Origin of the sequence: Oligoflexus sp. (assembly GCF_035712445.1) — a bacterium.
GTDB lineage: Bacteria > Bdellovibrionota_B > Oligoflexia > Oligoflexales > Oligoflexaceae > Oligoflexus.
In genome coordinates, this window is the sequence record NZ_DASTAT010000056.1 from 42,510 (window position 1) to 64,220 (window position 21,711).

Annotated in this window: 22 protein-coding genes; 10 read left to right on the top strand and 12 right to left on the bottom strand. The window is 55.4% G+C overall.

The window, feature by feature from the left end:
- The first annotated feature begins 24 nt into the window (after positions 1-24).
- The gene (locus VFO10_RS11630; protein ID WP_325140225.1) at positions 25-504 is read left to right on the top strand and encodes a hypothetical protein; all 480 of its coding nucleotides are present in this window, start codon (positions 25-27) and stop codon (positions 502-504) included.
- Here VFO10_RS11630 and VFO10_RS11635 read toward each other — a convergent pair.
- Complete coding sequence (locus VFO10_RS11635) at positions 473-3,298, bottom strand: response regulator (protein WP_325140227.1); 2,826 nt, start codon at positions 3,296-3,298, stop codon at positions 473-475. The genes VFO10_RS11630 and VFO10_RS11635 overlap by 32 nt on opposite strands.
- A 41-nt stretch (positions 3,299-3,339) precedes the next feature.
- The gene (locus VFO10_RS11640) at positions 3,340-3,537 is read right to left on the bottom strand and encodes a hypothetical protein (RefSeq protein WP_325140229.1); all 198 of its coding nucleotides are present in this window, start codon (positions 3,535-3,537) and stop codon (positions 3,340-3,342) included.
- 294 nt (positions 3,538-3,831) lie between these two features.
- Here VFO10_RS11640 and VFO10_RS11645 point away from each other — a divergent pair, with 294 nt between their 5' ends.
- Positions 3,832-4,278: an SRPBCC domain-containing protein gene (locus VFO10_RS11645; RefSeq protein WP_325140231.1), complete on the top strand. Its 447-nt coding sequence runs from the start codon at positions 3,832-3,834 to the stop codon at positions 4,276-4,278.
- Here the strand turns inward: VFO10_RS11645 and VFO10_RS11650 are convergent.
- Positions 4,267-5,442 carry a TIGR03862 family flavoprotein gene (locus tag VFO10_RS11650; RefSeq protein WP_325140233.1) on the bottom strand — a complete coding sequence of 392 codons (1,176 nt, stop codon included), beginning with the start codon at positions 5,440-5,442 and terminating at the stop codon, positions 4,267-4,269. The genes VFO10_RS11645 and VFO10_RS11650 overlap by 12 nt on opposite strands.
- A complete protein-coding gene (locus tag VFO10_RS11655; protein WP_325140235.1) occupies positions 5,439-6,623 on the bottom strand; it encodes a KamA family radical SAM protein in 1,185 nt (394 codons plus the stop codon). Before VFO10_RS11655 ends, VFO10_RS11650 begins: the two co-directional genes overlap by 4 nt.
- Before the next feature lie 60 nt (positions 6,624-6,683).
- Between VFO10_RS11655 and VFO10_RS11660 the strand changes: the two genes are divergently transcribed.
- Positions 6,684-7,325, top strand: coding sequence for a Maf family protein (locus tag VFO10_RS11660; protein ID WP_325140237.1), 642 nt, complete (start codon positions 6,684-6,686; stop codon positions 7,323-7,325).
- On the opposite strand, the gene nth is transcribed toward VFO10_RS11660, so the two are convergent.
- Together nth and VFO10_RS11670 are read right to left on the bottom strand one after the other, a co-directional pair.
- Positions 7,315-7,971: an endonuclease III gene (nth, locus tag VFO10_RS11665; RefSeq protein ID WP_325140239.1), complete on the bottom strand. Its 657-nt coding sequence runs from the start codon at positions 7,969-7,971 to the stop codon at positions 7,315-7,317. The genes VFO10_RS11660 and nth overlap by 11 nt on opposite strands.
- Before the next feature lie 26 nt (positions 7,972-7,997).
- Positions 7,998-8,279, bottom strand: coding sequence for a 2Fe-2S iron-sulfur cluster-binding protein (locus VFO10_RS11670; protein WP_325140241.1), 282 nt, complete (start codon positions 8,277-8,279; stop codon positions 7,998-8,000).
- Positions 8,280-8,584: 305 nt separating this feature from the next.
- Here VFO10_RS11670 and VFO10_RS11675 point away from each other — a divergent pair, with 305 nt between their 5' ends.
- Both VFO10_RS11675 and VFO10_RS11680 read left to right on the top strand, forming a co-directional pair.
- Positions 8,585-10,102 carry a leucyl aminopeptidase family protein gene (locus VFO10_RS11675; RefSeq protein ID WP_325140243.1) on the top strand — a complete coding sequence of 506 codons (1,518 nt, stop codon included), beginning with the start codon at positions 8,585-8,587 and terminating at the stop codon, positions 10,100-10,102.
- A gap of 20 nt (positions 10,103-10,122) precedes the next feature.
- Positions 10,123-11,460, top strand: a complete 1,338-nt coding sequence (locus VFO10_RS11680) for a hemolysin family protein (RefSeq protein WP_325140245.1) — start codon at positions 10,123-10,125, stop codon at positions 11,458-11,460.
- Positions 11,461-11,462: 2 nt separating this feature from the next.
- Here the strand turns inward: VFO10_RS11680 and VFO10_RS11685 are convergent, their stop codons facing one another.
- Together VFO10_RS11685 and VFO10_RS11690 are read right to left on the bottom strand one after the other, a co-directional pair.
- Positions 11,463-12,689 (bottom strand): hypothetical protein, encoded by a 1,227-nt coding sequence (locus VFO10_RS11685; protein WP_325140247.1) that lies wholly within the window; start codon positions 12,687-12,689, stop codon positions 11,463-11,465.
- Positions 12,690-12,734: 45 nt separating this feature from the next.
- Positions 12,735-13,373: a plasmid pRiA4b ORF-3 family protein gene (locus VFO10_RS11690; RefSeq protein ID WP_325140249.1), complete on the bottom strand. Its 639-nt coding sequence runs from the start codon at positions 13,371-13,373 to the stop codon at positions 12,735-12,737.
- 340 nt (positions 13,374-13,713) lie between these two features.
- On the opposite strand from VFO10_RS11690, the gene egtB reads away from it, so the two are divergent.
- The 3 genes from egtB to VFO10_RS11705 are packed head-to-tail and all read left to right on the top strand — an operon-like array spanning position 13,714 to position 17,540.
- A complete protein-coding gene (gene egtB / locus VFO10_RS11695; RefSeq protein WP_325140251.1) occupies positions 13,714-14,970 on the top strand; it encodes an ergothioneine biosynthesis protein EgtB in 1,257 nt (418 codons plus the stop codon).
- Positions 14,967-15,950, top strand: coding sequence for an L-histidine N(alpha)-methyltransferase (egtD, locus tag VFO10_RS11700; RefSeq protein ID WP_325140253.1), 984 nt, complete (start codon positions 14,967-14,969; stop codon positions 15,948-15,950). Before egtB ends, egtD begins: the two co-directional genes overlap by 4 nt.
- 21 nt (positions 15,951-15,971) lie before the next feature.
- Positions 15,972-17,540: an MFS transporter gene (locus tag VFO10_RS11705; protein WP_325140255.1), complete on the top strand. Its 1,569-nt coding sequence runs from the start codon at positions 15,972-15,974 to the stop codon at positions 17,538-17,540.
- A gap of 65 nt (positions 17,541-17,605) precedes the next feature.
- Here the strand turns inward: VFO10_RS11705 and VFO10_RS11710 are convergent, their stop codons facing one another.
- From VFO10_RS11710 to VFO10_RS11725, 4 genes are all read right to left on the bottom strand, one after another.
- Positions 17,606-18,565 carry a hypothetical protein gene (locus tag VFO10_RS11710; RefSeq protein ID WP_325140257.1) on the bottom strand — a complete coding sequence of 320 codons (960 nt, stop codon included), beginning with the start codon at positions 18,563-18,565 and terminating at the stop codon, positions 17,606-17,608.
- Positions 18,566-18,848: 283 nt separating this feature from the next.
- Complete coding sequence (locus VFO10_RS11715) at positions 18,849-19,160, bottom strand: DUF2288 family protein (RefSeq protein ID WP_325140259.1); 312 nt, start codon at positions 19,158-19,160, stop codon at positions 18,849-18,851.
- 146 nt (positions 19,161-19,306) lie between these two features.
- Entirely contained in the window at positions 19,307-19,534 is a 228-nt protein-coding gene (locus VFO10_RS11720; protein ID WP_325140260.1) for a hypothetical protein, read from the bottom strand.
- A gap of 172 nt (positions 19,535-19,706) precedes the next feature.
- Complete coding sequence (locus tag VFO10_RS11725) at positions 19,707-20,603, bottom strand: ABC transporter substrate-binding protein (RefSeq protein WP_325140262.1); 897 nt, start codon at positions 20,601-20,603, stop codon at positions 19,707-19,709.
- Between the two features lie 137 nt (positions 20,604-20,740).
- Here VFO10_RS11725 and VFO10_RS11730 point away from each other — a divergent pair, with 137 nt between their 5' ends.
- Positions 20,741-21,364, top strand: coding sequence for a hypothetical protein (locus tag VFO10_RS11730; protein WP_325140264.1), 624 nt, complete (start codon positions 20,741-20,743; stop codon positions 21,362-21,364).
- Between the two features lie 85 nt (positions 21,365-21,449).
- A partial coding sequence (locus tag VFO10_RS11735) for an alanine--tRNA ligase-related protein (protein WP_325140266.1) occupies positions 21,450-21,711 on the top strand: 262 nt, incomplete at its 3' end.

The window sequence follows — 21,711 nt, forward strand, 5'->3', positions numbered from 1 at the left end:
ACTCATGGGAGGGAGGACCCTGTCATGAGATTCCGTCACGTCGTGATCCTGTTTGGATTGTTCTTCATTGCCTGTAAAACCACATCCGAGGAAGCGCCGCGGCCCGCCGCCCCGATCCCAGCAGTTCAGTCTGAAGAGACGACTCCTTCTGTGGAGCCATCCCCCGCGTTGCAATCCACGCCCAATCTGGTCACACCCGGTTCCGATGAAGTCCTGATTCGCCGAGGTCCGGGCGCACGCTGTCCCAATGCGGTGGAACTGGATGAAATCGAGCAGGCCGTCCAGACTTTGGGGCGCGATACGATCAACCTCGTCGACGGGGATTTGAAGAACCTGCGTAAAACCAGTTCGCGAAACGATCGCGACGGTATCAGTTCCTGCTGCAACCAACTTGAGCAGCTGGCCCAGGACGTCGAGATCATGAATGAAGACAAGGCTGCGGCGACGCCTTACACGCAAAGGATTCGAAGCCTCACCCTTCAGCTTTGCCCACCTGCGGAATGATGCCCCTATGCTGCATCAGTTGATGCAGCATCGTAATCAGGGCATCCCGGTTGACCGGCTTGGTGATGTGCTGGGTGAAGCCTTTATCCAGGCATTGCTGCCGCTGTTCTTTCAGGGCGTGGGCCGTCAGGGCGATGACCGGCAGCTGATAGCCAAGCCTTCGGATCTCGGCAATCGCCTCGAAGCCATCCATGATCGGCATCTGAATATCCATCAGCACCACATCATAGGTTTTCGTCTGGATCTTCTCGATGGCTTCACGCCCATGATTCGCAAGCTCCGCTTCACAGCCCGCCATCTTCAGAAAGCGCTGCACCACGATTTGATTGTCCAAAGAATCTTCGACCAGAAGGAGCTTCAGCCCGTCAATGCGCAAGCTTTGAGCGGGTATGGGCGACGCTGCGGGTCGCGCCATGACCTTTGGAGAGCTTTGAAAGACCACCTTGGTCGTCACGCCCGGATCTATGGTGATGGTGAAGGTGCTGCCCTGTCCCGGCAGGCTCGAAGTGAGTTCCAGATCCCCGCCGAGCCCGGCCGCCAATTTTTTCGAGAGCGTGAGTCCCAGCCCAGTGCCACCGAATTTCCGAGTCGTGGAAACGTCGGCCTGGCTGAAGGGACGGAAAAGTTTTCGGGCCTGCTCGGCTGAGATGCCCGGCCCGGTGTCGGTCACGACAAAGGCCAGCAGCATTTTGCCGGAAGGGTGGCGTACGTTTTTAACGGTGACTTCGATGGACCCGCGTTCGGTGAACTTCAACGCATTGCCAACGATATTCATCAGGATCTGTCTCAGGCGCAGAGGATCGGTTTGAATGGTCGCGGGGATCGGTCCATCCGCCGAGACGATCAGGTTGATGCCTTTTTCCAGAGCCTGCAGATGCAGAAGGGTCGTGATGTCGGTCAGGATTTCCTCGATCGGGACTTCCTGCTTTTCAAAATCAAGTTTGCCCGCCTCGACTTTGGATAGATCAAGGACATCGTTGATGATGTTGGAGAGCAGCTCGCCATTGCGCGTCACAGCGCTCACATAATTCGTGCGTTCCGCCTCGCTCAGCCCCTGACTCACAAGAAGTTCAGAATAACCCAGGATGGCCCCAAGGGGCGTACGAATTTCATGGGACATATTTGCCAGAAAGGCGCTTTTTGCAGCGTTGGCGGCATCGGCAGCTTCCTTCGCGATCCGCAGGTTCTGTTCATAGGACCTTTGATCGGTGATATCGGCCAGCACCGTGATCACACCACGGAGCCGGCCGGAACTTTCATTGATGTCCGGAATGCAGATGACCTCGCAAAGCCTCGGCTTCTGGCCCGAGAACTCATATTCAAAGGTCAGCTTCCGCTCCGACGTCCCCGTGAATAAAGGCTGCATTCGGGCCTCGACATCCGCCCCCAGCACATCGCCTATGGAACGACTATGCACAGCGTCCTTGACAAGATTCTGCCACTGCAGCCAGGTTTCATTGGCAAAGAGCGTATTCTGATACTGATCGAAATAAATGATGCCATCGGGGAGAGCATCGGTGATGGTGCGAATTTGATTCGCGCTATGCCGCAGCTCTTCGGTCTGCTCGGCCACCTGACGCTTGAGTTCCTGTTCGCTGAGTCGTGTCTTGTCCTCGGCCTGCTGACGCTTGACAAAAAGCGCGAGGCGAATCGTGAGATCCTCCAGAACCTCGCTTATTTTTTTATCAGCCGCCTTGGGGTGCGAAGTGAGAAATTCAATCAGACCCACGCGATCCGCATCAAGATTCACTCGCAGCTGCAGATGGTGAACGAGCAGGGAAGCCTCGGCACGGCAGACCTGCACCAGCTCGGTGGCTTCGGGTTTCAATAAGGGATTCGTGCGCTGCGAATAAGAAGCGGCGAATTCCTGGATGATGGGATCATCCGTGTGCCATGTGTCTTCCAAACGGAAAGGGCCGGCATCGGGTGATCCGCTCCATACGGCTCCAAACTCCCAGCCCATGCCCCGGCAGATGATATGGATGAACTGATGAAATGCTTCATCCACCGCGTCAGCGTCCACAAGAGCCTTGGTGACTTCCAGCTGGGTGGATTGCAGGGCTTCCGCCATAAGGCGTTCGCTGGCATCGTGAATGAAGATGCCGAAGACGAGGTCATCGTCCGCTTCCACCAGCGTGGTTTTGATATCCGTTGAAATCTCCTGCCCGTTCTTGAGGAGCAGCTGCAGACGATTGATTCCGGTCAGCATCTGACCCGGGCTGCGCGTTGGATCCTGAAGCCTTGAGGGGATGAATTTTTCAATGAAGCGGGCTCCCAAGAGTTCGTCCTGGCGCCAACCGGTCAGCTGCAACAGCTGCGCGTTGCAGAAGGTGATGCGGCCGTCCTGGTCCACGGCGACGAAAGCATCCATGGCCGAGTTCAGGATCGTGCGATAACGCTGCTCGGCTCGTTCGAGCTGGTCTATGCTGGGAAAAGCCAGGGCTTTGGGAATCAGGAAGTAAAGGGCGATAGCTGTGGCGAGGGACACGAAGGCGGTCAGGGCTTTGATCAAGCCTTGCACGGCGTAGTAAGGCTGCCAGACCGTAAGGATCTCGATCATGTGTGTCAGGCCGCAGGCGGTGATAAAGAGCGCGAACAGAACAAAGATCCAATTGAACTTGAGGTCACGCCTTTTCCGCACCAGGGTCAGCAGCAGAAAAGGAATGGCAAGGTAGGCAAAGCCGATGAACGCATCGGACAGGACATTCAACCAAAGGATATCTGGACGCCAGAGATAGCAGTGTCCGTGAGGCATGAAAAAATCCGAGGCCAGGAAATTTCGAATCAATTCCATGACGGACGCATCTCCGATAGTTACGGACTTCCGAATCAGACTTAAAAATTCCACTGCAAAAGGTTGCCAGTGACCACACCCAAAACGTTGGCCAGGACATCCTGCTCATCGAATTTGCCGCCGCGCCGCTGATCTGAGGCTTCTTTGAGCAGCCCTGCTGCGAGGACGATGCCCGATGACCAAAGTCGGCACGCGGGCGTGAGGTCCACGCTTTTTTCGAGCGCCTGGCAGCTTTTCATGGTCGCTTCTACAGCTACTGAGGATAAACCAAAATGGGCGGCTTTGTCTGTGGGCAAACGGGCGGGAGCTGCGAACGAATTGCTGGAAGCCAGGAGTAGAGCCGCATGGATCAGGCCCCTGTTTCGAAATTCATACAGGCGATTTTTGGATGGCACGACTGTCCTCCCCTTCTTCAGCTTTTGTGGATTGTCATCTTTGAATTGTCACAGAAGACTTGTTTTGTCCACGAAGGAATCCCAAGATAGAATGGAAGCTATCCGTCTCTTTTCGTTGTCAGAACAAGGTGAATGACCATGGCAAGCTCCACGAATGCTTTGACCGTCAAGTATACGATCCATGCGCCGCTCCAGGAGGTCTACAAAGCCTGGGTTACGCCGCAGCTGGTGCAGCGCTGGGGGCCGGAACGGGCGACTGTGGATGCGAGGGTCGGCGGTCACTTCCGTTTTGAAAGCCGTTCGGAAGATAATCCCAAGGACCTGCATCTGGTCACAGGCGAATATAAAGAGCTGGTCCCGGCACAAAGGATGGTCATGACCTGGGTTTATCAGGGGCCGATGGCGCCGGGGAAAAAGATCGAAACCCTCGTCTCGGTGAACTTCACAGAACTGGCGCCTCGCGTTGTCGAACTGGATTTGACGGAAGAAGGTCCGTCATTGGCAGATGAAGAGGCTCGCGAGGCCGGTCAGCAGGCATGGATGGAAGCTTTGAAAATGCTGGAGATCCTCTGCTCAGCCAAATGATAGATGCTGACTGATCCAGTGGCCTTGGGAAATACAGGCCTGGATCAGAAAGCCGCCGGTGGGCGCATCCCAGTCCAGCATTTCCCCAGCGCAGTAAACCCGAGGGCAGGCCGTCAGCATCAGATTCGCGTCGAGATTCTCCCAGCGAAGCCCGCCCGAGGATGAGATGGATTCCAGCAGAGGCCGCGGCTGTTCGAGCTGCAGCGGAAAGTGTTTGATGAGCCGGGCCAGTGTCGCAAGATCACGCGCTGCCTCGGGTTCGGTCATATGAAAGAGCAGGGCCTTGCTGCCAGGACTCAGCTGCAGAAATTTCTGAGCCCGCCGCATCGGGGAAAGATTCTCCCGCGTTTTCTGCAGCCGCTCCAGGACCTGCTCGGCTGTCAGATCCGGTTTCAGATCCAGATGCACGACCCCGCTAACGCCTGCAAAATAAATGGGCGTTCCTTCCAGGCCATACTCTGTGATCACAAGGTCGCCTTTGCGTTCGCCACGCGGGGATTGCAGAAGGATGTTTTTGATCGGCTGACCTTCCGCTTCCTTCAAAAAAGCCTCCGGCCACTTCACTTCAAAGCCAGTGTTTGATGGGGCGAAAGGCGTGAAGCTCATGCCCTTGGCAGCGAACATCAGCGGCCACGCAGGCGCATCTTTTTCATAGCTGCCGCCGCCCAGTGCAAAGATCACAGCATCGAAGGTCCCGAGTTTTTCACTCGTGCCGATCAGATCCCAGCCGCCCTGATCGGCGGCCTGAAAGTCTTTGATTTCCGTATTCAAACGAATGCTGACGCCCAAATCTTCGAGCCGCTTTTTCCAGTTTCTTACGAGCAAAGCCGCGTGCATCGTTTCCACGAAATAGCGCTGGCTCGTGCCGAGGAAGGTGCCGATGCCGAGTTTCTCTTCGATGAAGGCGATCCAATCTTTCGGACCAAACTCCGCAAGGCAGGCCCGCCAATGATCGTCCGGGCCCGTGTAATGACGCGCGAACGCATCGAGCGGCAGACTGTTGCTGATATTCAGTCCCGATCCACCGGCGATATAGAGTTTCCAGGAAAGCCCCTTGCGTTTCTCAAAAAGAGTCACCGCATGACCAGCCACAGCCAGCCCATCCGCGGCCATAAGCCCGGCGGGTCCACTGCCGATGACTGCGATGCGACGCGGAGACTTCACTGAAAGACACCCACTTCACGCCAGATTTCGCCGCGGATCGTTTCCAGAATCAGGTCCTCTCCGTCATGGCCCAGCACATAGTTGTGATTGATGGGCACCTTGCCCGACGGAGTATCCAGGGCATAGGTGGGAATCCCGAGACCGGTGATATTCCCGCGGAGGGATTTCATCACTTCGATGCCGCGACGCACCGAGACGCGCAGATGCTCGGTGCCTTCGACCGCATGCGGATGAAACACATAGTAAGGTCGCGCGCGGATTCGGAGCAGTCCACGGCAGAGCGCCATCATGCGTTCGGGACTATCATTCACGCCCCGCAGCAAAACCGCCTGATTGCCGACGGGAATGCCGGCATTCACGAGGTTCGCCACCGCCTGCTGGGCTTCCGGCGTAATTTCTTCGGCGCAGTTGAAGTGAGTATTCACATAAATGGGATGATACTGGGCCAGCATGCGAGCCAGTTTTTCGGTCACGCGATAAGGCAGCGTCACTGGAGTCCGGGTTCCAAAGCGTATGATTTCCACATGCGGAATCGCCCGGATTCTTTGCACCAGCTGCTCCAGGGCCTGATCGGAAGCCATGAAGGCATCACCGCCCGTGATCAGGACATCACGGATCGCAGGATTGCTGGCAATATAGTTGATACCGTTGTCGATGATGGTGCGGTTGAAGTGGAGGCCGACTTCATCATCGCGTCTTTTGCGAAAGCAATAGCGGCAGTAAACGGGGCAGAGCTGCGCCACACAGAAGGCCACGCGGTCGGGATACACATGCACGACTTCGCGAACCGGCGAATGCGGAACTTCCGACAGCGGATCGGCGACGCCGAGCGAATCCTTCAGCTCCTCGACCCGCGGCAGAGCCTGCAGGCGAATCGGACAATCGGCTTCACCCGCATCTATCTTAGGCAGCATAAGCCCCATGTAATAGGGCGTGATGCCGGCGTTGAAAAGTTTTTGCAGTTCGGAGAACCCGCGCTCTTCCGTATCCTTGAGCTGCAGAACGGCTGCGGCCTGGGCGGCATCCATCACCTGATGCTTCATCTGCCAGCGCCAGTTGATGAAGCTGTGCGGGCTCACACCGAAGCGTGCCGCGGTCCTGGACGTCAAGGAAGCAGGATCGTTCGCCAGAGCTAAAAATTCTTCTGGGATCAATTGAGATGCGGTATCCTTGGTATCCATTATCCGTCCTTCTATGTCGTAGTGGCGTTTCCGCGTCGCCGCATTGTATAGGAGCCAGCGTTGAAGATCAATCGTCTCGTCTTAGCCTCGACCTCACGTTTTCGGCGGGTTTTACTGGAACAATCGGGGATCCAGGTATTCGGAATCGCGCCGCAGTGTGATGAGGAAGCCATCGTGGGCAAGAGTCCCTTGGAGACCGCGCGCTTGCGGGCCGATGCCAAGGCTCTGAGCGTGGGCATCGTTCATGAAAACTCCATAGTCATTGCCGCGGATCAGGTCCTGGAATTCCAGGGACGCGCTTATGGCAAGGCTCTGGACGAGGACGAAGCCCGTCAGCGTCTGCGCGAATTCTCGGGGCAGGTGCATCGCCTGCACAGTGCCTTCAGCCTTGCTTTTTACGAAGCCGATCGACCCACGCCGCGCCTCGTCTCATCCCAGGTGACAACAGCCACTTTAGGCATGCGATCTTTGGACCCGGATGAACTGGATGCTTATGTAAAGACGCGGGAGTGGGAAGGTTGCGCGGGCTGTTATCAGTATGAAAACCGCGGCGCGCAACTTTTCGATTGGGTGGATGGCGATCATACCACCATCATCGGCCTGCCGGTTCTGTCGCTGCTCAAAGAGCTGCGGAAGCTCGGCATCAATACCCTGACGCAGCCCATGGGGCCCTGGGATTTGCTGCCTCCGGTCAGGCCTTGACGCTGGAGCTCGGGCAGATCCGATTCAGAACGCAGCGCTCGCATTCCGGAATGCGGGCCTTGCACACGTAACGGCCGAGCAGGATAAACCAGTGATGCGCGTCCGGAAGATAGGACGGGGGAACAAGATCGAGCAGAACCAGCTCGGCTTTTTCCGCCGCTTTTTCATTATGCAATCCCAGCCTCTGCGTGACGCGAAAGACATGCGTGTCGACGGCCAGCGTGGGATGTCGATGCAATTCCCCTAAAATCACATTCGCCGTTTTCCGTCCAACGCCGGGCAGAGCTTCCAACTCTTCGCGCGTTTCCGGGACCCGGCCCTGATATTTTTCCAAAAGGATGCTCGTCAGCTTTGCAACATTTTTGGCCTTGGTCGGGGCCAGTCCGATGGATCTGATCTTCTGTAGAAAACCCTCTTCGCCCCAGCCGCGCATGATCTCGGGAGTGAAACCCTGCGCATAGATCGGCTCCATGACCTTATTCACCTGTTTATCCGTGGCCTGGGCGGAGAGCACCACGGACACGAGCAGCTGATAGTCGGTGAAATAGATCAATTCGCAGCGCGGATCAGGATTTTGCTCGCGCAGTTTTTCCAGAATTTGGATGACGGCTTCGCGACGGCGAGCGAGGGAGGCAAGGCGTGGCACAAGTATCCTCCCTGGACGAACTTCTTTTACTCAGAAACTTCCAAAGTCACGTCACCGTAAACTTTACACTGGCAGGCGAGGCGTTCGTTGGGTTCAGCCGCCATGGTTTCCAGGAAATCCTTTTCGTCATCCTGGATCGGGCTGATGTTTTCCGCGCCCTTGACGATCTTGACCATACAGGCACCGCAGGCGCCGTCACGGCAGCCGAAGAGTATCGAGGTATCATGCTCTTCGCACATGTCGATCAAAGCATAGCCATCTTTGACGTCGAGTGTAAGATTGTCGGTCGTTATGTGTACTTTTGGCATATAATCTCCTGTATGCGAGCCGCCACTCTTTGTTTCCGCTGTTGGGAACCTCAATATAAGAGCGTGGCCAAAAATGTCTATCATTAATCCGAGGAATTTTCAGGAAAAATCCTGATTGTTTCCATATCAAAAATAGTCTATTTATATCATGGGGTTAAGTTTATCGATCAGCACCAAAATGAATGCTATGCCGGGGTTCATGTTCAATCATGACGGGCATGTGAAGAGAGTTACCAAGCTGCCCATGAACTGCTAAATTAGGTGACTTTCATTCTATAGTTTGGTGAGTCAGGAGCAAATACTAAATGAATCAAAACAAGAGCGGTCCAGGGACTAGTCTCGTGGGATGGAATATCAAGAGCTGGCTGTCCGCGTCGGTCAACACCCTCGACGATGCCGACCTGGAGTTGGTCTACTGCGGCAGCGATGTTCCCTCCAGCCAATGCCTCAGTCTCGTGAAAGAATCCATTCCCGCCTGGCAGAGCCGCGCGGTGAATTTCGATGAGGGCGACTTCTTTGTTTTGAGTGGCCAGCAAAAACCGGTCGTCATCATGCGGGCGAAAAGTCCGACCGAGGCTCAGAAACGTGATGCTGGTCTTTTGGCTCCCAGCGCGTATGGCCAGGCCCGCGATCTGGTCGGCCGTGCCGTTTCGGAAGTTCGCAAATTCAAGTCTCAGAAAGTCAACCTGCGTTTTGAATCCTGCCAGGATCGCGAAATTCTCGGCGCCCTTGTGGGACTTGAACTCGCAGCCTATTCCTATAAGCAATCAGTCGCGGCGCAGCCGGCTCCTTTTCCTGCACTTGGATTGTCGGTGAAAGCGGAGCTGAAGGACGAAGCACAGGCGATTGCGATGGGGACCAATATCGCGCGTCACCTCGTGAACTCGCCCCCGAATCTTTTGTATCCGCAAAGCTTTGCCAATGCCGTCGTCGAACTTTTTGCCAACGTTCCAGGGTTGAGCATCGATGTCTGGGATGAGGCGCGTCTGCAAAAAGAAAACATGGGCTTGATTTTGGGTGTCGGCGGCGGCTCGGAAAATCGTCCCTGCATGGTGCACCTCCGCTACCGTCCCGAAGGGAAAAGCGAAGCGCCGCTTGCTCTGGTCGGCAAAGGCATTACCTTTGACTGCGGAGGCCTGGACATCAAAGACCCGGCCGGCATGCGCCTCATGAAAAAGGACATGGGCGGGGCCGCCGCAGCCGTGGGCACCCTGTACTGGATGACCCAGAGTCAGTTTGCGCGTCCGCTTGATGTTTATATCCCACTGGCGGAAAATGCAATTTCAGGGAAGTCCTATCGGCCCGGTGACATCCTGCGGGCAAAGAATGGGATGACGGTCGAGATTCACAATACTGATGCTGAAGGTCGTCTGGTTCTGGCCGACGCCATGGCTGTGGCCGGAAGTCAGAGCGGCTCGGATAAACCTGCAGCCATCATGGTGGTGGCGACCCTGACCGGCGCCATCAAAATTGGTCTGGGCTCTGATGTTGCGGGTTTCTTCAGCACGGACGAGGCGCTGGGGCAGGTCATCAGTAAACGCTCCCAGGAATGGGGCGACCTGATGTGGCGCATGCCACTGTTTGATGGATATCGGTCACGCCTTGATACGAACGTGGCGGATATCAATCACTGTGCGACGGGATCCTATGGTGGGGCGATCACTGCCGCGCTTTTCCTGACGGAATTCGCCAAGGGCTATCCGTTTTCCCACATGGATATCTATGCGTGGACGGATGGTGAACGCGGCGCTCTGCGCGAGGCTGGTGGAAGTGGGCAGGCCGTGCAATGTTTGGCGGGTGTTTTGCAGAGTTTTGGTTTGTAACGCCGAAGAGGAGATAGATTTTGGATTCCATCGTGTTCGAAGTTCTGGTCATCTTTGCTCTCATTATGCTCAACGCATTTCTTGCAATGTCTGAGATGGCGATAGTCTCCTCGAACAAGGTGCGACTCCAAACTCTGGCCAATCAAGGCAAGGTGGGTGCTCGGGTGGCCCTGGCGCTCATTGAGGCGCCCTCGGACCTGCTCGCTTCGGTGCAGGTCGGCATCACCATGGTCGGTGTTCTGGTTGGTGCCTTCGGGGGATCGACCATCTCCGCAAAGCTGTCCTTCTGGATCGAAAGCTCCATCCCGCTGCTCGCACCGTGGGCTGATGGGATCGGTCTTGGCATCGTCGTCGTCATCTCGTCTTATTTTTCCCTGATCCTCGGTGAGCTTGTACCCAAGCGGGTGGCTTTGACCAACCCCGAGCAGACGGCGGCTTCCGTGGCCCGTTCGATCCGACTTCTGTCGGCTGCGTCCAAACCCGCTGTCCGTTTTCTCTCCTTCTCCACCGAATGGGTTTTGCGCATCCTCGGTTTGGATCGCGTGAAAGAACCCCAGGTGACAGAAGAGGAGGTGAAACTCCTCGTCGAGCAGGGGACAGAGGCCGGGATTTTCGAGCAGGGTGAAGAAACCATTATCAAGCGCACGCTGCGCCTGGGTAGTCTTTCCGCCGGTGATATCATGACCCCGCGGACCAAGATAGAAAGCTTTGATATCAGCGACAGTTTCGAACAGGTGCTGGAACGCGTGATGGAAACGCGTCACACCTATTTTCCCGTGTATGACGGCCAGGTCGATAACCTTGTCGGACTTCTGTCGGCGAAGCGCATGCTTTACGCCATTGCGAAAAATCCCAAGAACTGGGACATCCGCCAGGCCATGATGGAACCGATGATGGTGCCGGAGTCCGTGTCGGTTTTGGATGTACTCGAAAGCTTCAAGGAGAAGGGTGCCCACGTCGCGATCGTGATCGACGAATACGGTGGCATGGCCGGCATGCTGACCATGATCGACATGATGGAAGCCCTGGTGGGGGCCTTGCCGCATGGTCCTTTGGCTCATGATTCGAAGCTGACCCGGCGTGAGGATGGCTCCATTCTTTTGGATGGCATGACGTCCGTTCATGAGTTCGAGGAAATCTTTGAAGTCGACTTCTCGCACTTCACCGAAGGCGAAGATATCCAGACCATCGCGGGTCTGATCATGAAGCAGATGGGCCGTATTCCGAAGGAAGCCGATGTGATTCTGCTCGATCACCTTCGCATTGAAGTCGTGGATATGGACGGCCGGCGCGTGGATAAAATCCTGGTGCATCAGCCGCATCCGGACGCCCGCGTGATGGATGCCGACGGCGGTTGATTCTAAAGCGTCTGCGTATTCAGAAGATCGAACGATTGGATCGCGCTGATTTCAGGCACCATCGGTGTTGACTCGGGGCGCGGCCAGTTGTGATCGAGGATCTTCTGCCAGCCCACATGCAGTTTGAAGGACAGCACCATGCCGTTCATCAGCGTATTATCCGCCGCTGCATAGCTCAGATAACCGCGTTCGGTGTCCTTATGCAGAAGGCCGCCGAGGTCCACTGTATTCCGCAGTTTGCCGAAGAGTTCCTGATCACCGAATTCCTTGGCCGCAAGCATGCCGAAGAGCGTGGCAATGCGTGAGGGCCCACCGTAGCGCGATTCCCGCACCATCGCAAAAGGCCCGTATTCCCGCACGAAAATCTTTTTCCAGGTCGGATAGATCTTCGACTGATATTCGCGATCGAAGGGCCGCAGCATCACCATGGTCCAGGCGTTGGTATAGCCGCTCAGATAGGGAATGGCGATATCATGGGAGGGATGATAGGCCTCGCGATAGAGTCCGGTTTCCGGATCGATCAAACGCTCCTTCACGAACTTCATCACTTCTTCGCCATAGTATTTCGCATAGGGCGTTCCATAAAGACGATCGTAGATTTCAAGGCTCAAAAGGCCAATGGCATTGCACTGCACGAAATAGCGATCCGGCTCACAGACGACGCCGCGGAATTTCCCGCCTTTGGATTGCTCGACCTCCTCGACGATTTTTTGCGTGAGCCATGTGAATTCTTTCGCATAACGATCCGAACCCGTCATCAGCTGATAAAGGCCGTACATCAGGTTCAGATGGCCTTTATACATGATGTTGTCTTTGCAGATGGGATCATCGCCGAAACCATAGCGCTGCCAATCGTCCCAGACCTTCTTCGCCTTCATCTTATGAATCATCACCGACAGGTAATAGGAAGCCATGGGGGCCTCGTCGGGCTTGATCATGGCCAGTGACGGCATCCCGTAGGCCAGAAACGCAATGGCATACTTCCACATGTCCTGCTGCGATTCATCCCAGCCCTTGAACTGCTCGCCGGTGGCTTCCATTTCCGTATAAAGATGCCGCACATACTGCCACTGACCGAATTCATCCTTCTGGATCTGGCGATCAGCGGGCTCGGCGAAATAGGCTTCGACCTGCGGAAAACTGTACAAGTGGATGGCGACGGCCAGCGTCAGCGCAAGACCCAGCAAAACCAGTCCTGCCACCAGCTTCAGAATTCTATTGGGCTTCATGGGGGGTCCTTTGTGCAAGGGTAAGACCACCGAATTTCGCACAAATTACCGCTTATTTCCATCCAACATTTTCTTAATTTGAGCGTTGGCCTGACGTAGATTGAACTGCTGTGGGTCAAAGCTCTGCGTCAGGCTCCGCAGGGCTTCGGCGTGACTCGGATGCTGCGCGTCCTCCAGGGCTTCGAGCAGTTCCTCGTAGCCAAGCGAACCCCCGCAGTCCTCGGGAGGCGTGTGGCGCGCGCCGTCCACGCAGACAGGCGTGAGGCTATCGCGGGTTTTGCTCTGCACCTGTTCGATCTTGATCTTATGCATCCAGTTATCGCCCATGTCGTAGACATAGCGAAAACTCTTGACTTGCCGCCCTATGAGATCGCGCAGGTAAATCGTGCGGCTATCACCCTCTTCATCCTCGGCGCTGAAATCAAAGGCGGAAGGCCGTGAGGAATAGACCTCGCCCTGCTTGACGATAAAGCTGTGCAGGTGATTGTTCTTCCAGCCGAAGGCGCCCTGGATGGCGAGATGCAGTTCATGCAGACTGATCGCGTCGCTCACCTGCAGGCGACGCCAGATTCGGGGTTCGATGTCGGAGAGGCTGATGTGCAGAGTCACATCCTGTTCCTCCTTGGGAACAAGCCTGAGGCCGATCTCGCCGCGTTTTTTGTGCTTGTTCGGATCCCCTTGCATCGGCCGCTCCTTCTGAACTCATCATGCTGTTCTGATAATTTAACCAATCCAGGCCGGGAATTCTGCTGGAAAAACAATGGGTCATAGCTCCAGCGTTCGTATGGGTCAAGTCAGTGTACGCAAATTCGCTGGTGGACCTGTGGGTCCGTCCCCATTTTGCGGGGCATGGCTTCATAAGGGAAGGGATTTTCAGAGTATTGGAGTAAGGTGATTTTACGGGCAGGGCTTCCACCTTTGCGCAGGAGTTTGGAGACCATCCGCTTCGCTTCCCTTCTTACCTCCGTGATCATACTCATTTTATTCAGGGAAATGGCGGGTTAGAGTACATGCGGAGGCACCCATGAAGACCCATGATCAGCTGATGGACATCTATCACAAGGTGCGACGTCTCACAGAAGACCTGTGTCGGACCCTGACCGCTGAAGATAGCCTCCTGCAAGCCATGCCTGATGTCAGTCCACCCAAGTGGCATCTTGCCCATACAAGCTGGTTTTTTGAACGCTTTTTCCTGCGCACAGGTCCTGGCCAACGCCCGGCCTTTGATCCTGCCTATGATCATCTCTTTAATTCCTACTATGAGTCTGCCGGATCTTTTCATCCGCGGGCTCAACGCGGACTTCTTTCGAGGCCCGGCCTTGACGCGATTTTTGATTATCGGCATTGGGTGGATGCCCAGGTTCTCGAAGTCTGGCAGGACTATGGTGATGCGCAGCACGGAGAGCTGCGTGCTTCAGAGATCCTCGAAATAGGTTTGAATCATGAGCAGCAGCATCAGGAGCTGCTGCTTACCGATATCAAATATAATTTCTTCGCGCAGGTTCTGCAGCCTTCCCTGCGACCGGAACGAATCCTGCCGCCTGACACGCCTGTGCCACTCCTATGGGATCCCTTGCCGGAAGGAGTCCACACCATCGGGTACCAGGGAAAGGGTTTTGCCTTTGATAACGAAAAGCCCGCTCATCGCGCTTATATCAATCCTGTGGCCTTGGCCAACCGCCTCAGTACCAACGCAGAGTATCGGCGATTTATCCAGGATGGAGGATACCAGAGGGCGGAACTCTGGCTGTCGGAAGGCTGGCAATGGATTCGCACGGAAAAGCTGGAGCATCCTCTTTACTGGAAGAGGGACGCACGCGATGCATGGTCGCAATTCACCCTGCATGGTTGGGAAAATCTGCGAGACCATGAGCCGGTCTGCCATCTGAGTTATTTTGAAGCGGATGCCTTTGCCCGCTGGCAGGGCGCCCGACTTCCAAGCGAGAGCGAGTGGGAAGTGAGGGCCCAGCGCGAGCCCCTTTCCGGTCACTTCCTCGACTTCGAATCCCTGCACCCTTTATCGGCCCGGGAAGGGGAAAGCCAGATATTTGGTGATGTCTGGGAATGGACGAGCAGCAGCTATGCGCCTTACCCAGCCTATCGGCCTTTGAATGGAACCTTGGGGGAATACAATGGGAAATTCATGGTCAACCAGTATGTTCTAAGGGGCGGGTCCTGCGCCACCCCAGGGCATCATATCAGGCCGAGTTATCGAAACTTCTTTCCGACGACGGCGCGCTGGCAATTTGCAGGCGTGCGTCTTGCCAAGGATCTGCCATGAATCCATCGAATCTTCTGCGGAGCTATGATTTCGGCGTGAAGCTCACGGACTTTCGGCAGGATGTGCAGGACGGTCTGGGCCGGCAGCCGAAGTCGCTGCCGCCCAAATACTTTTATGATGAAAGGGGTTCGCAGCTTTTCAACCAGATCTGTGAAACACCCGAATATTACCTGACCCGCTGCGAAACGCAGATCCTGGCCGAACACGCGGCGCATATGCTTGAATGGGTTCCTGAACCTATTCTTCTGATTGAGCTCGGCAGCGGAAGCAGTACCAAGACGCGATATCTTCTGGAAGCCCCAGTCGCCATCAGCGCTTATATGCCGATTGATATCGCCAAGGAAGAACTGTTAAACTCGACCCGGGCTCTGGCCGAAAGGTTCCCCTCTGTTCCCATGCTGCCGATCTGCGCGGACTATACTCAGCTCACAGATTTGCCGCCGCTGGATCAGCGTGAAACCTCCCAGCGCCTGGTTTTTTTTCCGGGATCCACCCTGGGAAACCTGGATGAAGCGGAAGCCATCGGCCTCCTCCGAAACATTCACCAGCTGGTCGCGGGGCATGGATTTCTGCTCATTGGGGTTGATCTGATCAAGGATCCCCATGTTCTGAACGCAGCCTATAACGACCAGCAGGGGGTCACGGCTGCTTTCAATTTGAACCTGCTCCAGCGGATCAACCGCGAGCTGGGGGCTGACTTTGATTTGGATTCTTTTCGGCATAAGGCTTTCTTTCATGAAACGGCAGGGCGGGTGGAAATGCATCTGGAGTCCCTTCGTGATCAAATCGTTCGCTTGGGAACCATGTCCATCACCTTCAAAAAAGGCGAGACCATTCATACGGAGTCTTCCTACAAGTACAACGAGGATGAATTCGCTCGATTCTGTCAACGCGCCGGCTTCGTCACCTTGCAACGTTGGACCGATCCTCAGCATTTTTTTGCGGTGGTTCTGCTTCAGGCTCAAACATTGCTGCATTGAGATTGAACCAGGAGCAGACTTTTGACTCTGGATCCACAGAAGAATATTGATGAGCAGGACCTGAAGAACGCTTTGCGTTACCTTACGATCGAAGGTTCGCTGACCACCGTGATGGGCTCGCTCACCGGCGGGGCCTTTCTCGTGGCTTTTGCCCTCCTGCTCGGCGCCAGCAACACCGTCATCGGTCTGCTCGCTGCCGCCGCTCCTCTGTCCCAGGTGCTGCAGATACCCACGATTTACCTGATTGAAAAAGTAAGGGTCCGCAAACGCATCGTCGTCTTCGCCTCCACCTTCGCCCGCCTTTTCCTGCTCGGCAGCGCTTTCGCCCCCTGGTTTCCCATTCCGGAACTACGGCTTCCGCTCTTTGTGCTGGCGCTCTTTATTTATTATGCGCTGGCATCGATATCCGGTTGCGCATGGAATGCCTGGATGCGGGATCTGATTCCAGACGCCATCATGGGCAGATTTTTTGGCAAACGCCTGGCCATTTCCACAGCCTTCGCGGCCCTGCTTTCGCTCGGGGGAGGGGTCCTGCTCGACCACAACTTCGCGGAGCCATCCGGCGGCGTCATCTATGCTTTGCTTTTTTTCATAGGGTCGCTGGCGGGATTGATCGGGATATTCTATTTGAAAATGACCCCCGAGCCGCCCATGCATGCTCACGCCATTGAAAGGCTTTGGCCTCTTTTGAAGCAGCCTTTTCGCGATCAGAATTATCGGCGGCTCATCATTTTCCTGGCGGTTTGGAACTTTGCCGTGAACCTCGCCGCACCCTTTTACACTGTCTACATGATCAAGGTCCTGGATATGAAACTCAGCCTGATCATCGGCCTGTCGGTTTTGAGCCAGGGCATCAATGTTCTTTTCTTCCATGTCTGGGGCAAGCTCGCCGATCGTTTCAGCAATAAATCCTGTCTCACTGTCGCTGGGCCCCTCTTCATCATTGGGATCGGCATCTGGCCTTTTCTCACCTTGCCCGACAAGTACGCGCTCACTTTTCCCTTGCTGATCGTCATTCATGTGCTCTCGGGAATTTCAACCGCCGGTGTCACTCTCTGTTCAAGCAATATCGCGCTGAAAGCCGCACCTAAAGGCAAGGCTACGGTTTTCCTGGCCACCAATGCGCTGACGAATGGAGTGGCCGCGACAGTGGCTCCCATCCTGGCGGGACTTCTCGCCGATGTTCTGGCCAACGAGGAGCTGACTTTTAAGATCACCTGGCGGTCCATGCAAACCCATGCGGAACGGTTTGGTATGTCGGCGCTCAGCCTTCAGGGGACGGATTTTCTTTTTGTCCTGGCTTTTTTTGTGGGGATTTATGCCATTCACAGGCTCCTGGCCGTTACGGAGCAGGGGGATGTCGGCGAGAAAGTGGTCATCGTCGAACTTTATAATGAGACCCGGCATGCCCTGCGATCAGTCGCCAATATCGCCGGCATTCGGCATCTCACTTACTTTCCCTATGCGATCATTTTAGGAGCTTTGGATCAAAGCCGGCGCAGCATTCGCCACATTCGCACGCGGGTCCACGGGCATGGGCGTAAGCTGCGTCGGCCGATGATGCGTAGAAAATGGTCCTTCCGTCGATGATGAACGTCCGCAGTTTGCCAGGCGTGCTCGAACGCTTGTGCCGTGAGAGCACGCTTTGTGATCGTTCATTGCATCACATTGTCAAAACAGATCATCGACTTTTGAGCAGGATAATAGAAACCAGTCACCCCGCACATTTCCGCTGGAAAGGTCAGGACCTTGTCGAGCTTGTCTTTGTAGGTGCAGTCCACGATGAACTCATCACCTTTTTTGAGTTCTATCTCTTGCTTGATGCTCGGTGGGACAGCCGTGAAGTGTTTGTTCCAGGAATGCTCCAGAATCTTCATCGACTCACCTGTGCTGCGATTCAAAGTGACTTTGATGTGCTTTCCGTATTCATGCATGTGTCCTGACGTCAGAAAAAACGTCGCGTCTTCCCGCATGGTGCAGCGGGCCTGTACCGTTCTATTGGAATCATTGGGGTCAAGCCTGAACTGGGCGGTGCTGAGAAAATAGTTATCAGCCAGTTTATCTGTCGGCTGTTTTTCTCTTTGCATGATTTGAAAGGCAGCCTGGCCTTGAATAGGCTTATCAAAATAATTCACCCAGTGAGTCTGAATCATGAACTGACGGCCTTTGACGGCCCGGAAAAGGACGCCTTCAGGCAACGATACGCTCGTGCCCGGGTCATTCTCCGTAGCGCCCCCTGTCGCGGCCAGGAAGGTGGTTTCTTCCGCCATGCTTTCCTCCGCGCTGCCACAGACGTAGGTTCCCGGTTCACGGCGATTCTTCACGCTGTAAAGAATCGCATGATGGGCTCCTTCACGGGATTGGAAGGCACGATAGCTTGCGACGTAAATATCATTGGGGAGATCCCCATCCAAATACGTGCAGTACATGACCTCTTCCCCGGGTTTGATTTCCCCCAGGATGGGCGTGACGATTTCCATGGCTCCGGGCTGGGGCGCTGGAACATTAAACCCAGGAAGGCGCTCCTGTCCGCTGGCCAGGATGGGGGTTGCGAGGAGGAGGGGAACAGCTGCGAGAATATGCTTTGGACGAAGTAAAGCAAGTGAGGTACCCATAGGACACTCCTGTGTGTTGCTCGTTTCTAAATATTGGCGATAGTATGAGGGACGATCAGTCACTGCAATGACAGAACCCGAAATTTCCGCTAAAAAATAATTTCAACGCGTCGGTCGAATCCGTTGGTGGGGAAGCTTTCTGAGGACCAGAAGCCGATGCGGAAGATCTGGTATTCGCTCATGGGGGTTTCATCGTGCGAGCAACTGCTGAACTGCTGGCGCCGGCTTCGTGGTCACCCCAAGCGGAGTTTCTGGGGAGACACGGGCGCACTGAAGCTGACGTTCAGCTGTCTCCTGCCGAGGCCTGGATCAGAACGAAGGGACTGATCACGAGCACGTCGAAGCTGGCAGAACTGTTCATCCAGGCCTGAGCTTCGGCATCGGTCGGCTGCTCCAGGAGCTTTTGACCAAGGGCTGCCTGGACTTCGCTTCTCGCATCCTTATGCAGGGCCCATGCTGCGTCGATTAAATTCCAGGGTGAGCGTACGATATACACACGACCAAAAGCAAAATGGCGTACAAGGGCGGACCAGGGCACCTGATCAACCTCGGCTCTTAGCTTCTGGCGGAGTTCCTGTTCAGACATCGAGACCATCTGTTCTTCCTTTCCCTTAAAAGCGCCGGGGTAATCTGGACCATGAGCCGCCGCTTGTCCAGCGCTTCCTGGGCTTTTGTCCTGGGAATCGGAACGTGGAGGATGGTGAGCCGAGGACGCAGCGCAGGCGCCCCCAGCTTTTCTTTTTACCGTCTTGAATGCTTCAGCGGGATCACATTGTCAGGCGTTTCGCGGCCCGTCCTCTTGCGATCGAAGCCCAGCCGGGAAAGATGCAGCGTGCTGTCGAAGCCGCCCATATAAAGAGTCCCCGCGCAGATCGCGCAGGCGACAGAATCATTCCAAACTGCGCGCACAACAAGGGCCAGAGCCAAAAGCCGCATGAGATCTTTGAAAACGTTCATGGAAAGAGACACAAAGTTCCTCTTCAAAGCAATGACGATAAAAGTTTTAGAGCTGGGATGGGCTTGATTATAGCAGCTCCTGGCGAAGGTTCCAGAGGCTGCGGGAAATTTCTTTAAGTTTTTTCCGGGGCTTTACGCAGAATAATTTGGGTGCGCGGCCAGGTGTGGGGAAAGCGCGACGCCTCTATTTGCACAGAGTCTGACGCGCGGCAGCGAGCGTTCGCACCAGCTTTGTCACATGATGCGAGACGGTGTAAAGCTCGCGTTCCGGCACGATGATCAGGCGTCCGGCCTGCACCGCTTTCAATTTTTGCCAGGCGGGACTTCGGGCCAGCTGAGCCTGGACCGCTTTCTTTTGGAGAGGATCACCCGAGGTCACAACGAAGTCGGGGTTCAGCGTCGCGAGCACCTCCTGACTCAAAGGGGCCCAGCCGCTGAGTTTAAGCCGGGCCGCGAGATTCTGGAGACCTGCATGCGCGGCGGCATCGTTGATGATCGTGTCCGCTCCCGGCACGGTATCATAACCGGAGTATTGAATGAACGTAGGAGCGCCAGCCGCGCAGGCTTTCGCGTTTTGGCTCGTTTGCAGTTCCCTTCGCATCTCCTGCACCAGGGCCTCGGCTTCCTTGGATGTGCCGGTGACACGACCGATCATTCGGATATTTTCCTGAATATCACGGAGGCTGCGGAAATTTTCCTGCGTGACCACTGTAACGCCTGCTGCTTTGAGCTGATGGCCGATCTCCTGGCGATTGTAACTCGCAACGATGGCCAGGTCGGGTTTCAAAGCCAGCAGAGCCTCGACGCTGTCCCCCACGCGGCCTTTGATGGAAGGCGGGATTGTTTCGAGGTGGCTGTACTTTTTATTCTCAGAGAAGATGGAAACCGCCACGAGCCGATGCAGCTCCTGACGACGACTCAGAATTTCAAAAAGGATTTCATCCGTCCCAACTGTGGCCGAAGCGATGCGCTGTGGGGCGGCCGCAAAGCTGAACGTCGTGCTGAGAGTGAGGACGAGGGCGAGCCAGAATCGAAGCATGCAAAGGTCATCCTGAATGAAGTTGGCCGGACGGAGTCGCATGCTACTCCTCTTTTGGGGACGCTTCAAATCCTGCTTTCATCCCCTCAAAATCACTTCCCAATCCACAGTTTCTTGAGTTTTCACCCCTCCCAGCCGATACGTTCCTTAAGCATACTTCATAGAGGGAAAAACATTTCATGATGCGGCAAGGCCGGACATTATGTGTCCTCCTGCTGCTTCTGAGCACGGCACTATCCTGCCACGGCTCGGGGCAGGAACACTTGAACCAGCTGGAAGGCGACCTTCGGGCAGCCATCCAGGGTCCGGATGACAACTGCCAGAAGCCGCGCAACATTGACCCCAATCTTCAGATCTATCTTGATGACTATGTGGCCGATGCTCAGGCCTTCGGGCCCGATTACTTTCCCCTGGCCCGCCTGGCTGAGGTGAGGACGCTGATTTTGGTGCCCTATGGCTCGGATGAACTGCAAAACGACAAGGCCCGTATGGGTCTTAACCGCCGGGTGGAGTGCTACGACGGCAAACGCGTCTTCAACATCTATATCGCCGATCCCAATACAACACCCGAACGCCATCGCCTCCGCGGCCGCAATATGCTGCGGCATGTTATCTATCACGAACTGGCTCATACCTACTTCGATCACTACAACGACGATCCCGATGCGAGTTCCACCGAGGTGGGAATCATGGCGGCGATCACCGATGATCGCGGCCTCAGTGACGACGAAATGGAACAGCGCAAATTTGAGCTGTTTTCCCCGGAGTCCGATTACCTGAAGCACCTCCCGCCACGCGATTGATCGCAAGCTCATTCCAGATTACACTGTCCTCTCTTATCAACGGCCAATCCGTATTGACGGCGTAAGACATCCTATAGGTACAAGCATGAAAGTTGCCGAAATTCGCTCACGATTTTTGAAATTCTTCGAAAAACACGGCCATGCCGTTGTGGAAAGTTCCTCTTTGGTTCCCCACAACGACCCCACGCTGCTCTTCACCAATGCGGGCATGGTGCAGTTCAAGGACTGCTTCCTGGGCAAAGATAAAAGGCCCTACACCCGCGCGGCCACAGTGCAAAAATGCGTGCGCGCCGGCGGTAAACATAACGACCTCGAAAACGTCGGCTACACCGCGCGTCACCACACAT

What these genes read in the sequence shown, in the direction of transcription:
- VFO10_RS11630 (WP_325140225.1), top strand. Translation starts at nt 25, where the DNA reads ATGAGATTCCGTCACGTCGTGATCCTGTTTGGATTGTTCTTCATTGCC.
- VFO10_RS11635 (WP_325140227.1), bottom strand. Translation starts at nt 3,298, where the DNA reads ATGGAATTGATTCGAAATTTCCTGGCCTCGGATTTTTTCATGCCTCAC.
- VFO10_RS11640 (WP_325140229.1), bottom strand. Translation starts at nt 3,537, where the DNA reads ATGAAAAGCTGCCAGGCGCTCGAAAAAAGCGTGGACCTCACGCCCGCG.
- VFO10_RS11645 (WP_325140231.1), top strand. Translation starts at nt 3,832, where the DNA reads ATGGCAAGCTCCACGAATGCTTTGACCGTCAAGTATACGATCCATGCG.
- VFO10_RS11655 (WP_325140235.1), bottom strand. Translation starts at nt 6,623, where the DNA reads ATGGATACCAAGGATACCGCATCTCAATTGATCCCAGAAGAATTTTTA.
- VFO10_RS11670 (WP_325140241.1), bottom strand. Translation starts at nt 8,279, where the DNA reads ATGCCAAAAGTACACATAACGACCGACAATCTTACACTCGACGTCAAA.
- VFO10_RS11675 (WP_325140243.1), top strand. Translation starts at nt 8,585, where the DNA reads ATGAATCAAAACAAGAGCGGTCCAGGGACTAGTCTCGTGGGATGGAAT.
- VFO10_RS11685 (WP_325140247.1), bottom strand. Translation starts at nt 12,689, where the DNA reads ATGAAGCCCAATAGAATTCTGAAGCTGGTGGCAGGACTGGTTTTGCTG.
- VFO10_RS11690 (WP_325140249.1), bottom strand. Translation starts at nt 13,373, where the DNA reads ATGCAAGGGGATCCGAACAAGCACAAAAAACGCGGCGAGATCGGCCTC.
- egtB (WP_325140251.1), top strand. Translation starts at nt 13,714, where the DNA reads ATGAAGACCCATGATCAGCTGATGGACATCTATCACAAGGTGCGACGT.
- egtD (WP_325140253.1), top strand. Translation starts at nt 14,967, where the DNA reads ATGAATCCATCGAATCTTCTGCGGAGCTATGATTTCGGCGTGAAGCTC.
- VFO10_RS11710 (WP_325140257.1), bottom strand. Translation starts at nt 18,565, where the DNA reads ATGGGTACCTCACTTGCTTTACTTCGTCCAAAGCATATTCTCGCAGCT.
- VFO10_RS11715 (WP_325140259.1), bottom strand. Translation starts at nt 19,160, where the DNA reads ATGGTCTCGATGTCTGAACAGGAACTCCGCCAGAAGCTAAGAGCCGAG.
- VFO10_RS11725 (WP_325140262.1), bottom strand. Translation starts at nt 20,603, where the DNA reads ATGCGACTCCGTCCGGCCAACTTCATTCAGGATGACCTTTGCATGCTT.
- VFO10_RS11730 (WP_325140264.1), top strand. Translation starts at nt 20,741, where the DNA reads ATGATGCGGCAAGGCCGGACATTATGTGTCCTCCTGCTGCTTCTGAGC.